The sequence below is a fragment of the Peribacillus sp. NPDC096448 genome (genome assembly GCF_044762675.1).
Classification (GTDB): Bacteria; Bacillota; Bacilli; order Bacillales; family DSM-1321; genus Peribacillus; species Peribacillus frigoritolerans_B.
Genome location: NZ_JBIWEU010000006.1, coordinates 195743 through 208437, shown reverse-complemented (window position 1 = coordinate 208437; position 12695 = coordinate 195743). Strand labels below are relative to the sequence as shown.

The following is a 12695-nucleotide window of genomic DNA, read 5'->3' as shown; positions in this document are numbered from 1 at the left end:
TCAATTAATTAACGAGAAAAGTTTGAACCGCCTAGTTGTTGTTCAGCCATTTGAACCAAACGTTTTGTGATTTCCCCACCAACAGATCCGTTAGCGCGAGAAGTAGTGTCAGCACCTAGGTTTACACCAAATTCACTAGCGATTTCATTCTTCATTTGTTGTAGAGCTTGTTCTGCACCAGATACTAAAAGTTGATTGCTGTTATTGTTGTTTGCCATGTGTTTTCACCTCCTACTAATATTAATTAGCATTTTAAGCTTAAATTATTATTGCCAATTTATTGAATTTTTTTGATTGCGTTTCCCTCAATCCTAAGCTCTTTATCATGAATTTCTTTTTATGCTCATAAACTGTTAGGAAACTTTCAGTAGGAGGGAAAAGAATTGCAAATACATGTGGTTAGGCCAGGCCAGACGTTATATGGCATCGCCCAGACGTACAGCGTAACCGTTGACAGGCTCGTTGAATCAAATAAGATCCCTAACCCAAATAATCTTGTTTCGGGGCAGGCCCTTGTCATTCCAATCGTCGGCAGTTATTATTTCGTACAACCGGGTGATAGTCTTTATTCCATTTCCCAAAGGGTTGATGTCCCAGTTCAAGAATTGGCAAATATAAATGGCATTTCTGAAAATCAAATCCTATCAGTTGGATACCGGCTCTATATTCCGGCTCGGAGGAAAAGGACAGCCGAATTCAACGGCTATGTCGAGCCGAGGGGTACGACGGTTGCACCGGCCCTTGAAACGGCTGCCAGGGAAGCTGCGCCCTATTTAACCTACTTAGCCCCTTTCAGCTTCCAGGCGCTTCGAGACGGCTCCTTAAAAGAGCCATTACTCAATGAATTCCCTGCCATCGCCAGGGAAAATAAAAATGTCCTGATGATGGTGATCACGAATCAGGAAAATGACCAATTCAGCGATGAACTCGGACGAATCATCTTAACGAATACTTCCGTTCAGAATAAGTTCCTGAACAATATCGTTACAACGGCAAAGAAATATGGTTTCCGGGATATCCACTTTGACTTTGAGTATTTACGGCCGGCCGACAGAGAAGCCTATAATCAATTTCTTCGAAAAGCCAGGGATCGCTTCAAGAAGGAAGGATGGTTCATTTCCACGGCACTGGCCCCTAAAACAAGTGCTGAGCAAAAAGGCCGTTGGTATGAGGCCCATGACTATAAAGCACATGGTGAAATCGTCGACTTCGTCATCATCATGACATATGAGTGGGGATATAGCGGCGGACCCCCAATGGCAGTGTCACCTATCGGACCTGTTCGGGATGTCCTCGAATATGCCGTCACCGATATTCCTTCCAACAAGATCCTGATGGGGCAAAACCTATATGGCTATGATTGGACCCTGCCTTTTGTACAGGGATCCACTGCCAGGGCCGTGAGTCCGCAGCAGGCCATCCAGATTGCGGCGGACAATGATGTTGCCATCGAGTATGATGAAACCGCACAGGCCCCGCACTTCAATTATACCGATATTGAGGATAGGCAGCATGAGGTGTGGTTTGAAGATGCCAGATCGATTCAGGCAAAATTCGATTTACTCAAAGAATTGAACTTAAGGGGAATGAGTTATTGGAAGCTCGGCTTAGCCTTCCCTCAAAACTGGCTGCTCATCAGTGATAACTTCAACGTGCGGAGAAGGGTTTAGAAAAGATCAAGGAATACCGAAGCTGAAACGGGCATATAATCAATCATCGAGCATGAAGTCCATTCAGGATACGTGACTCAGCACTAGAAGCCTTCCGACATCTTCCGGAGGGCTTTTATCATTTACCGTAATTCGATCAGGCAATATGCCGATATATATCATTCAAAGTTTGTCTTTCCGCACCCTTATGAGCCAAGCCTTTTTTGACCATACTATAAGGAACAGCTCAAAGGGTGTGAAAAACATGATTCGAATCGGTCCATACATCAGTACCGTTCCCAGATTTCCACGTTTCATCAGATTGCTTTCCATCATCGCCTTATTTTTACTTTCATTCGGGGTCTTGATCCACATTGTGGAGCCGGAAAGATTCCCCACCTTACTTGATGGCATCTGGTGGGCAATCGTGACCATGTCAACGGTCGGTTATGGAGATTTCACTCCAGTGACCAATCTTGGCAAAATCATTGGGATGGTCCTCATTTTGTCAGGCGCCGGCCTGATTACCTCTTATTTTGCGTACATCGCTAAAATTTCCATATCCAATGAACAGCAATTTCTAACAGGTAAGAAAGTATTCGGCGGCGGCGGCCATATTATCATTGTCGGCTGGAATGGCCGTTCTAAAAGAATCATCCAAAACATCCATGATCGTAAACACCATCAATCCATTGTCCTTATCGATGATACACTGCAAAAGCACCCGCTTCCCAGAACGAATATCCACTTTATCCAAGGAAAAGCTACATTGGATTCCGTTTTGCAGAAAGCCAATATTAAACAAGCCATACGCGTCCTTATTACGGCTGACCTTAAGCAAGACGAGCTGCAAACGGATATGTTCTCGATATTGACGTTACTGGCCGTCAAAGGGCTGAATCCGCATGTGTATTGCCTTGTGGAAATATTGACGCATGAACAAAAGGAAAATGCTTTACGGGCTGGGGCGGACGGTATAGTCGAAACGAATAAATTCGCGAGTGAATATATGCAGGATTGCTTATCGAAGGGGATCATAACGGAAGCCAGAGAACAAAATGAGCGGAATGGATTGAGCCTCAAACAGCTGCCCATCCAGGATGACTGGGTGGAATTGACGTTCAAACAGCTGAACGTTAAGCTATTCGATCAAGACATTTTATTGGTCGGCATCATTTCAGGAGGCAAGACATTGATCAAGCCCCCCGGAGATGTAATCATCCATCGTGATGACACCCTGCTCATCATTGAGGATTAATGTAATAAAAGCTTTTCCAAATCACGGACAAGCGTTTTTCCTAATGAGATATAGTTTTCCGGAAATTCGGCATCCGGATTTTCAGGCTCGGCAAACTGATTGAAGGAAGCGGAGAGGTTTCCGATATTTCCTTCATCATCAATCCCGTCCTCATACTTATGAGATAACAGAAACGGCTGTAAAAGTTCGACCATTACCCCATCCATATCGAGTGAACCATCAACAGCCTTGAAAGGGACCCGTAAGAATTGGTAGCCATCACTGCCGTCAATCTTATAATCAAAAGACCCGTGGTCATAATCCCATCCTCCGCCTATCACATATCCTTCCGGTTTTAACTTCGTCTCCAGATCGAACAAACCGAATGTTTTCCCTTCCAACTGAGAAGAAATTTTAATCATTGTATAAAACCTCTTTCGCTAATTTTCTATTAGCTTAACCAAAGCGCCAAAAAAAAACCTGGAATGACTCCATTGTTCCCCCGAAAGGCATAAGGAACTTTGCTTCCAAGCCATCCTTACACTTTTGTGAAGTTTTCGCCGTTTCCCTGATGGCACTCTTTGGCTTTCAACAAAAAAAGGCATCAAGCCGGATGTTATCCCAGCTTGATGCCCTTTATTATAAGCGCTTTTCGAGCTCCGCTTTTTTCTTTTCATAACCCGGCTTGCCTAAAAGAGCAAACATGTTCACCTTATAGGCTTCCACTCCAGGCTGATCAAATGGATTTACACCCAGTAAGTAACCGCTCATTGCACAAGCTTTCTCGAAGAAATATACAAGGTAGCCAAAAGTATAAGCATCCAACTGAGGAACCGTTACGATCAGGTTGGGAACGCCACCGTCCGTATGGGCTAACAGCGTACCCTCAAACGCTTTATTATTCACGAATTGCACCGTTTCACCTGATAGGTAATTCAGGCCGTCCAAGTCATTGGCCGCTTCTTCAATCAAGATCTCATGACGGGCCTTTTCCACTTTGATGACTGTTTCAAAAAGATCACGCCGTCCTTCCTGAACATACTGCCCTAATGAATGCAGGTCAGTCGAGAAGTTAGCCGATGAAGGGAATATCCCTTTTTGATCTTTTCCTTCACTTTCTCCAAATAATTGCTTCCACCACTCAGAGAAGTATTGAAGTCCAGGCTCATAGTTAATCAGCATTTCAATCGTTTTCCCTTTATTGTAAAGGATATTCCGAACCGCCGCATATTGGTATGCCTGATTTTCACCTAGCTCGGAAGAACTGAAGTCGACCCTGGCACGCTCGGCCCCCTCCATGATTTGATCGATATCCGCCCCGCTGACAGCAATAGGAAGCAGCCCTACAGCCGTTAAGACCGAGTAACGTCCGCCAACATCATCAGGAATGACGAAAGTTTGGAAACCTTCCTCCGTTGCTACCGTTTTTAAAGCGCCCTTCTCTTTATCAGTCGTAGCATAAATGCGGCTCTTAGCTTCTTCAACGCCGTATTTTTGTTCAAGCAGTTTCCTGAAAATCCTGAAGGCCAGTGCAGGCTCCGTGGTCGTACCGGATTTAGAGATGACGTTGATCGAGAAATCCCTATTTTCCAATAGGTCCATCACGTCCTGCATATATGTAGAGCTTATATTATTACCGACAAATAAAATTTGCGGTGCTTTCCTTTTATCCGAAGGTAGAATGTTATAAAAACTATGTTGAAGCATCTCAACCGCTGCCCGTGCTCCCAGATATGATCCACCGATTCCGATAACCAGCAGCACTTCTGAGTCTTCTTTTATTTTCGCGGCCGCTTTTTTGATTCTTGAGAACTCTTCTTTATCATAATTGGCGGGTAAATCAAGCCAGCCAAGATATTCATTGCCTGCCCCTGTCTGCTCATGCAGGGAATGGTGTGCCACTTTTACAGCATCCTGTAAATAGGTAATCTCATGCTCCCCGAAAAACGGCAGGGCTTTTGAATAATCGAAACGAATATGGGCCATTCAAATTCCTCCTTGAATTCTTTAGTTTCCCTTTCACTTTATCTGATGTAATTCTCATAATCAAGAAATCGATCAAGTAAATAACGAATTATACATATAAAGCAATCTCCCACCAGGGAAGGCGGGAGAGCGGATCATATCACTTGTTTATAATGAAGCCCGTAAAATGGCAAGGACATCTTCACGGTTAAGGACTTTGAATCGTCCAAATTCCCCTCTGCTCATCGCTTTATCAGCCATGACTTCCAATTGTGAGTCATCGATGCCATAATCCGAAAGATTGGTCGGCGCCCCTAAGCTGCTCCAAAATGACCTAAGTCTTTCAATGCCTTCAAGGGCCGCTTCCTCATCCGTTTTACCTTCCGGATCTACATGGAATACACGGACTGCAACTTGTTTAAAGCGTGCTACATTTTCATGGAGCACATGCTTCATCCAATTTGGGAATAAGATGGCCAATCCTCCTGCATGCGGGATGTCATAAACAGCTGAAACGGCATGTTCAATGTTATGCGTAGCCCAATCACCGCTGTAACCAACCCCAAGCGACCCATTCAAGGCCAGGTTTCCGGCATACAGGATAGTGGCCCGATGCTCATAATCCTCCAGGTCTTCCAATAGTTTAGGTGCCGTTTCAATTACCGTCGATAACAGCGATTCACAAAAACGGTCTTGCAGAGGTGCATGCGTTTCCGGGTGGAAGTACGTTTCGAACACATGTGACATCATATCGACCATTCCGTATACCGTTTGGTCTTTTGGTACTGAAAAAGTATTTTCAGGATCCAAAATGGAGAATTGCGGGAATACCAATGGACTTCCCCATCCGTATTTCTCTTTCGTTTCCCAGTTTGTTATGACAGATCCGGAATTCGCTTCAGAGCCTGTTGCAGCTAAGGTCAGTACCGTTCCGAATGGAAGGGCCTCTTCGACTGGGGCCTTCTTAATGACAAGATCCCATGGGTCCCCCTCATATTTAGCACCAGCAACGATGGCCTTTGTAGCATCTATAACGCTTCCTCCTCCAACCGCAAGGACAAAGTCGATACCATGTTCTTTACAAAGGTCAACACCTTTCCGGACTGTTGAGATGCGTGGATTCGGTTCAACTCCGGAAAGCTCGTGCACCTCTGCATCGATCTCTTTCAAGGCATTGACCACTTTTCCATATAAGCCATTTTTCTTTATGCTTCCTCCACCGTATACAAGTAAAACTTTATCGCCATAGGCGGGAATTTCAGTTTTTAAGCTTTCAAGCTGACCTTTCCCGAAAATTACTTTAGTAGGATTTTTATATGTGAAATTCTCCAATGGTATCTCTCCTTTAATGCCACATTGACTCCGTTTTTGAATTATCGACAGAGCCAAGTGCTAGTTTTTCTTTTATTCATTATGACCAATGTTCCATTTAAATACAAAATATCCGCCCGGAACTTTTGAGTGGATGTATATTTACATGATGAAAAAGCATGATAAGTAAAGAACTGATTTTTTCAAAAAAAGGAGGCTGTACAATGAGTGGAATACAAAGAATTGCACTTGTTCTTACAATAATCGGGGCAATCAACTGGGGATTAATAGGTTTTTTCCAATTTGACTTGGTAGCTTCGATTTTCGGAGGGCAAGATGCTGGAATGGCCCGTATCGTTTATGGATTGGTTGGAATTGCCGGTCTCATTAATCTTGGTCTCCTCTTTAAACCAAGTCCTGAAATTTCCAGGGAGCCTGAAACCAAACCGACTCGTTGAGATCTTGACCATGGATAATGTTATGTTCTATAAAAGAAAGCCGGACCATGGATAAACACATGACCCGGCTTTATTTCATTCATATGCCCCTGGACAAAAAAAACCGGCTGATCGTAGGATCTGCCGGTTCTAAAATATTATTTTTTGATTAAGTCTTCGCGTTGAGATTGTTCAATCCACTCTTGAAGTTTGTCTTTCAATGTGTTGAAACCTTCAGTAGATTCGATGTGAGATGTCGCTTTAACAGATGCTTGGCGTTTTTTCGGAGCTTTTTTCGGAGCTTCAGTACGCTCAGGAGCTTCTTCTGTAGCGCGGATCGATAAGCCGATTTTTCCAGCAGCTGAATCGATGGAAAGAACTTTAACTTTCACTTCATCGCCCACTTTTAAATGTTCGTTGATATCTTTAACGAAGCCGTGAGTGATTTCAGAAATATGAACTAAACCTTGAGTTGATTCATCTAGAGCAACAAATGCACCGTATGGTTGAATACCAGTAACTTTACCAGCAACTACCGCACCAATTTCGAATTTTTCAGACATGGTAACACTCCTATTTTATATATATTTTTTCGTCTTTTCACGCAATAAAAAATTATATCACATAATTGGAAAATAATCAAAGTTAAGTATACCATACTTTTTAGGATTTTACTCATTAAAAATGTTTGTTTTTTGGAAATAATAAATATTATAAGATCTTTGTATATAACTTAACCTAAAAATTTGCAAATAACCTCTATTTCCCTTAAGATATTTACTCATTTTTCTAAAGATTATAATATTAAACCTATCCAATTCCCCATAATCATAGTAAGATGAGAAAATGTTTTAAAAAAATAATATACAGCTAGATAATCTTTACATCTAAAGGAGTTTTTCCATCATGTCAAAACAAGATCAATGGACTTCAAAACTTGGGTTCATCCTGGCAGCCGCGGGATCCGCTATTGGATTGGGCGCCATCTGGAAGCTCCCATATATGACTGGGGAAAATGGTGGAGGGGTCTTCTTCCTGCTCTTCATTATATTCACCCTGCTTATCGGGGCACCGATATTAATAGCGGAATTCACGATTGGCCGCAATGCACAGAAAGATGCCATTAGCGCATATAAAAATATCGCCCCTGGAAAGCCTTGGGCATTGATTGGATATGGCGGTGTCGTCGCTTCAATCATTCTTCTTTCCTTCTTCAGTGTTGTTGGAGGCTGGATCATCTCCTATTTAGCAAGAAGCTTTACAGGTTCCCTCTCAAACTTGACGCAAGAAGAATATGGGAACTTCTTCAATACGATAATCAGTAATCCTTATGAAACGGTCATCGCTCAGTTATTATTCATGGTCTTTACCATTTGGGTCGTGCAAGGAGGCGTTTCCAAGGGAATTGAAAAGGCGAATAAATATATGATGCCTTCATTGTTCATACTTTTCATCATTCTTCTTATCCGATCATTGACTCTGGATGGAGCGATGGAAGGTGTTAAATTCTTCTTGAAACCGGACTTTTCCGCATTAACAGGGGAAACGATCCTATTGGCATTGGGCCAATCCTTCTTTGCACTGAGTGTAGGTGTTTCCGTGATGGTAACCTACGCATCCTATCTAAGTAAAAAAGAAGATATTACAAAATCGGCACTTTCGGTAGTTGGACTGAATATCTTCATTTCCTTGCTGGCAGGTTTGGTCATCTTCCCGGCTGTTTTCGCACTGGGTTTCAGCCCTTCAAGCGGTCCTGGACTGGTATTTGTCGTGTTGCCTGCCGTCTTCAATGAAATGGCGCTTGGCGGGATCTTCATGTTCATTTTCTTCATATTATTATTATTTGCCACCCTTACGACGGCATTCTCCATTCTCGAAATCGTCGTTGCAGCCATGATCAAGGGTGATGCCGCAAAACGGAAGAAGGCTTCTTGGATAGCTGGTATCACCGTTTTCCTGATTGGGATTCCAAGCGCATTATCCTTTGGGGTGCTTTCGGATGTGAAGATTTTCAATTTATCCATATTCGATTTCGCTGATTATCTGACAAGCAATATCGCGCTGCCAGTCGGCGCCTTGTTCATATCCCTTTTCATCGGCTATCAAATGAAAAGGCTCGAGGTACAAAAGGAATTCGAAACTGGCGCTGATCCCGGCCGATCACTTTTTAAACTTTGGTACTTCCTGATTCGCTACATCGTGCCGATCATGATCATACTCGTTTTCCTTAAGTCAACTAATCTCATTTAACATTCAACGTGCCGTTTCGAGATTTCTCGATGCGGCATTTTTTCACAAAACCTACATATTCCGTTACTTCCCTTAAGTAATAATATGGTAAAATAATTACATAATAAAAATATATTTCCTGAAAAAGGAGTGTCTGACCATGTCAAATATCGCGAAGAATATCCGGCAATACCGAGAAGATAATAACCTCACTCAACAGGAACTGGCTTTGAAATTACGAATCGGCACGAAGAAAATCGAAAAGTATGAATCGGGTGAATCGGTTCCTGATACACAAACCATTTTACGGCTTTCCACCGTTCTTGACATACCGGCTTCAGAATTCCTGAAGGATGCCCAGGCCGGTAACGCCGCTGGTATCGACGAGGAAATAAAAAAATTGATTGAAGAAATCGGAACCAAAAAAGCGGAGCTCATTCTAAGAACAGCTAAGGACTTTAGCGAAGAACAAATTCTGAAAGTTATGCATACTTTATATAATACACAAGCTTAATTTAAAAAATGGGTCGTAGTATGTGTATTTTTTTTCTAGGTACTGGATATACTATGATTAACACTTTCTATGTTAATCCATTAGATTAACTCTTTTTTCTAATTCCCCCTATGGAAAGGGATCCGGCTGCTAAAGGCCGGATCCCTATTTTTTTGCTTTTATTGGCAATGATTCTTCATGAAACGTTCCATTCTTCTAAGCGCCTCTTGAAGCTGTTCCATGGAGGATGCATAAGAACAGCGGATATGACCTTCACCGCTTTCCCCGAACACATCTCCCGGTACAACGGCAACAAGTTCTTCCGTCAGAAGTTTTTCAGCAAATTCCATCGAAGTCATCCCCGTTTTCTCGATTGATGGAAAAGCATAAAAAGCCCCGCCGGGATTATGGCAATCCAGACCCATATCGTTAAATGATTTCACGATATAATTTCGTCTTCTCCGGTAACTCCGACGCATTTCTTCCACATCCTGCATTCCGCTCTTTAACGCTTCCAATGCAGCATGCTGCGCAACGGTCGGCGCGCACATCATCGCATATTGGTGAAGCTTAAGCATCGCTTCGGAAATTTCCTTAGGTGCACAAACGAACCCAAGACGCCAACCAGTCATCGCAAATCCTTTCGAAAACCCATTGATGACAATTGTCCGCTCAAGCATGCCGTCAACGGCAGCAAAAGAAGTGAATTCCTCATCATAAGCAAGTTCGGCATAGATTTCATCGGAAATCACCAGCAAGTCATGCTTTTTAACGATGTCAGCAAGCATCACTAATTCTTCCTGCCCAAGCTGGGTTCCCGTCGGATTATTCGGTGAACAGATTAAAACGGCCTTCGTTTTAGGCGTGATCGCCGCTTCGAGTTGTTGGGGAGTCAACTTAAAGTCTTCTTCCTTGGATGTTTGGACCGTGACCGGTATTCCCCCTGCCATGGTCACAAGCGGTGCATAGGCGACGAAACAAGGTTCGACGACAATGACTTCTTCACCTGGATTCAAGATGGTCCTCAGGGCAATATCGAGGGCCTGGCTTGCTCCGACCGTGACAATGATTTGATCGTCCGGTCTATACGAAACATGGAACTGCTTCTCCATATACCGGCTGATTTCCGACCTTAATTCAAATAATCCGGCATTGGCCGTATATGAGGTATATCCTTCCTCCAGGGAGTTGATCGCCGCTTCCCTTACTGCCCATGATGTAACGAAATCCGGTTCACCCACACCAAGCGAGACGACCCCTTCCAAATTGGCTGCCAAGTCGAAAAAGCGGCGGATGCCTGATGGTTTAAGCTCTGCAATCGTTTTTGAAACATAACTCGTTTTAATCATGGTGACACCACTATCCGCTTATCTTCTTCAGTTTGATCAAAAATGGTGCCATCATGCTTGTATTTTTTCATTATGAAGTGAGTCGTCGTAGAAATGACGGAATCCAGTGTCGAAAGTTTTTCCGAAACAAAGCTTGCCACTTCGTTCATCGAACGTCCTTCGACAATGACTGAAAGATCATAAGCCCCAGACATTAAATAAACGGACTCGACTTCTTTGAATTTGTAAATCCTTTTTGCAACATCATCGAAACCGACGCCGCGTTTAGGAGTGACCTTTACATCGATCATCGCTGTGACACCATGGTATTCATCCACTTTAGCCCAGTTAATGACCGTTAAGTAACGTACAATGACCCGCATATCTTCTAATTTCTTCAACGTTATTTCAATGTCCGATTCTGATTGATCGGTCATTTTAGCCAAATCCTTCAGATCAATCCGGCTGTTATTTTCAATGATTCTCAAGACTTCCAATTCCTCTTCATTCAAGTGCATTGGAAAACCCCCCTTTTGGAATTCACTAATTTAGCTGTGATGGTTTGGCTGGCAGATAGTCTCACGAATTACCTTATTAGACTTTTTTTTAAAACCTATACAATATAATTTAATAAGTCCTATGCTGTCAGGATAAACTTACACTATTATATCAAAATTGGTTGGTGACCTGTTATAGTAATTGTGTTTTTTCATCGTTATTATTACAATTACTGTTATGCAACAGTATTAAAGGACCTTTTTTGGAATATTCAGGGTAACATGGTTTTTTATGATTGACCAATAACGGAGGAGGAGCTTTTATGGAAAGTCATACAATCAAAGGTGTCGAACGGGTAGGTAATATCGAAATCTATTTTGAATATGACCGAATCAATGATTCTCTCCCCACCCTTGTCCTGCTTCACGGATTTTTGTCATCGAGCTTCAGTTTCCGTAAATTAGTCCCCTATTTAATCAAGGAATACAATGTGATCTCAATAGACCTCCCGCCATTCGGGCAAAGCGGAAAAGATTATCGATATACATATTCATTCCGAAACATCGCTAAATCCGTCGTTCTATTCTTGGAGGGAAAGGCCATCAATAAATTCAGTATCATCGGCCACTCCATGGGCGGGCAGATTTCCCTGCAGCTCATCAAATCATATCCTGATCTTGTCGACCATGCCATTCTGCTTGCCGGTTCAGGCTATCAGCCCGGCTATTCGGAAAAAATGAAGATGGTCAGTTACCTGCCTTTCTTTTCATACGGGATAAAACGGTATCTGCAAAAATCAGGTATCGAAAAGAACTTGAAAAATGTCGTCCATGACCCGGCCATGATTGACGATGAAATGCGGCAGGGATATCTAGGACCATTCATAAAGAAGCATGATATTTTCCGGGCATTGGGGAGGATGCTTCGTGATAAGGAAATCGATTTGTTGAAGGAGGACCTTAGTGATATTCATACACCATGCCTGCTTATTTGGGGAAGACATGATCGAGTTGTGCCATTGAGTATCGGCGAAAGGCTCCATGAAGACCTGCCTAATTCCGAGCTTGTTGTCATTGAGGATTCCGGGCACCTTCTTCCAGAGGAGAAACCGGAAGAATTGTATCAATTAATTAAGAGGTTTATTGGAGTAGCCGCCCCAACGTAAACTCACGAGTTAATCGCACAATCTCACGATTCAACTGCTCATACTATGAGTATAGAGCAAAAAAACAACGTAAAAAAGGTGCCCCTGATTTTCGGGTACACCTTTTTTCACCTTTATATCGAACAGCTGGCATCATTTTTTATGATGAGCAGCTTTCGTGCAACGTCCAGGCACTTTTCCATCTGAATGGATTCATCGAACGCGAACTCGTAAATGGATTTTATTTTTTCCGCCAGTTCCTCCGGGTCATCTATATCCCGGATTGCTACGACCGTATCTGCAATTTCCGGCTCATATAGATCCCAACCTATCTCGAAAGGGTCCCATTCTTGCAAAACGGCAACCAACGCTAAATTCATTTGCTGTGTATCCATCTAATTTAT

The 12695-nt window shown here is 42.8% G+C and carries 14 protein-coding genes; 6 read left to right on the top strand and 8 right to left on the bottom strand.

The features are described from left to right. Positions 1 to 8: 8 nt before the first annotated feature. The gene (locus tag ACIQ0C_RS12810; RefSeq protein WP_034310322.1) at positions 9 to 218 is read right to left on the bottom strand and encodes an alpha/beta-type small acid-soluble spore protein; all 210 of its coding nucleotides are present in this window, start codon (positions 216 to 218) and stop codon (positions 9 to 11) included. 165 nt (positions 219 to 383) lie between these two features. Here ACIQ0C_RS12810 and ACIQ0C_RS12805 point away from each other — a divergent pair, with 165 nt between their 5' ends. Together ACIQ0C_RS12805 and ACIQ0C_RS12800 are read left to right on the top strand one after the other, a co-directional pair. After that, the gene (locus tag ACIQ0C_RS12805; RefSeq protein WP_402836185.1) at positions 384 to 1670 is read left to right on the top strand and encodes a glycoside hydrolase family 18 protein; all 1287 of its coding nucleotides are present in this window, start codon (positions 384 to 386) and stop codon (positions 1668 to 1670) included. A 244-nt stretch (positions 1671 to 1914) separates the two neighbouring features. Then, positions 1915 to 2907: a potassium channel family protein gene (locus ACIQ0C_RS12800; protein ID WP_402836183.1), complete on the top strand. Its 993-nt coding sequence runs from the start codon at positions 1915 to 1917 to the stop codon at positions 2905 to 2907. Here ACIQ0C_RS12800 and ACIQ0C_RS12795 read toward each other — a convergent pair. The 3 genes from ACIQ0C_RS12795 to ACIQ0C_RS12785 form a co-directional block, all read right to left on the bottom strand. Further along, positions 2904 to 3308, bottom strand: a complete 405-nt coding sequence (locus ACIQ0C_RS12795; RefSeq protein WP_402836182.1) for a YugN-like family protein — start codon at positions 3306 to 3308, stop codon at positions 2904 to 2906. The two genes, ACIQ0C_RS12800 and ACIQ0C_RS12795, sit on opposite strands and share 4 nt — an antisense overlap. Positions 3309 to 3525: 217 nt before the next feature. After that, a complete protein-coding gene (locus ACIQ0C_RS12790) occupies positions 3526 to 4872 on the bottom strand; it encodes a glucose-6-phosphate isomerase (protein ID WP_403060356.1) in 1347 nt (448 codons plus the stop codon). A gap of 147 nt (positions 4873 to 5019) precedes the next feature. Beyond that, positions 5020 to 6183 carry an iron-containing alcohol dehydrogenase gene (locus ACIQ0C_RS12785; RefSeq protein ID WP_403060353.1) on the bottom strand — a complete coding sequence of 388 codons (1164 nt, stop codon included), beginning with the start codon at positions 6181 to 6183 and terminating at the stop codon, positions 5020 to 5022. A gap of 203 nt (positions 6184 to 6386) precedes the next feature. Here ACIQ0C_RS12785 and ACIQ0C_RS12780 point away from each other — a divergent pair, with 203 nt between their 5' ends. Further along, a complete protein-coding gene (locus ACIQ0C_RS12780; protein ID WP_034310308.1) occupies positions 6387 to 6620 on the top strand; it encodes a DUF378 domain-containing protein in 234 nt (77 codons plus the stop codon). Between the two features lie 137 nt (positions 6621 to 6757). Here the strand turns inward: ACIQ0C_RS12780 and yugI are convergent, their stop codons facing one another. Further along, a complete protein-coding gene (gene yugI / locus ACIQ0C_RS12775; protein WP_034310304.1) occupies positions 6758 to 7162 on the bottom strand; it encodes a S1 domain-containing post-transcriptional regulator GSP13 in 405 nt (134 codons plus the stop codon). A 343-nt stretch (positions 7163 to 7505) separates the two neighbouring features. On the opposite strand from yugI, the gene ACIQ0C_RS12770 reads away from it, so the two are divergent. Beyond that, the gene (locus ACIQ0C_RS12770) at positions 7506 to 8849 is read left to right on the top strand and encodes a sodium-dependent transporter (protein ID WP_402836176.1); all 1344 of its coding nucleotides are present in this window, start codon (positions 7506 to 7508) and stop codon (positions 8847 to 8849) included. Positions 8850 to 8988: 139 nt separating this feature from the next. Further along, a complete protein-coding gene (locus ACIQ0C_RS12765; protein WP_402836174.1) occupies positions 8989 to 9342 on the top strand; it encodes a helix-turn-helix domain-containing protein in 354 nt (117 codons plus the stop codon). Between the two features lie 158 nt (positions 9343 to 9500). Here the strand turns inward: ACIQ0C_RS12765 and ACIQ0C_RS12760 are convergent, their stop codons facing one another. Both ACIQ0C_RS12760 and ACIQ0C_RS12755 read right to left on the bottom strand, forming a co-directional pair. Continuing rightward, the gene (locus tag ACIQ0C_RS12760) at positions 9501 to 10670 is read right to left on the bottom strand and encodes an aminotransferase (protein WP_403060350.1); all 1170 of its coding nucleotides are present in this window, start codon (positions 10668 to 10670) and stop codon (positions 9501 to 9503) included. Then, positions 10667 to 11167, bottom strand: coding sequence for an Lrp/AsnC family transcriptional regulator (locus tag ACIQ0C_RS12755; protein WP_101223605.1), 501 nt, complete (start codon positions 11165 to 11167; stop codon positions 10667 to 10669). The genes ACIQ0C_RS12760 and ACIQ0C_RS12755 overlap by 4 nt, the downstream gene beginning before the upstream one ends. Positions 11168 to 11469: 302 nt before the next feature. On the opposite strand from ACIQ0C_RS12755, the gene ACIQ0C_RS12750 reads away from it, so the two are divergent. Then, positions 11470 to 12312 (top strand): alpha/beta fold hydrolase, encoded by an 843-nt coding sequence (locus ACIQ0C_RS12750; protein ID WP_403060347.1) that lies wholly within the window; start codon positions 11470 to 11472, stop codon positions 12310 to 12312. A 113-nt stretch (positions 12313 to 12425) separates the two neighbouring features. Here ACIQ0C_RS12750 and ACIQ0C_RS12745 read toward each other — a convergent pair whose 3' ends face one another. Beyond that, positions 12426 to 12686, bottom strand: a complete 261-nt coding sequence (locus ACIQ0C_RS12745) for a DUF1871 family protein (protein ID WP_402836167.1) — start codon at positions 12684 to 12686, stop codon at positions 12426 to 12428. Positions 12687 to 12695: the final 9 nt, after the last annotated feature.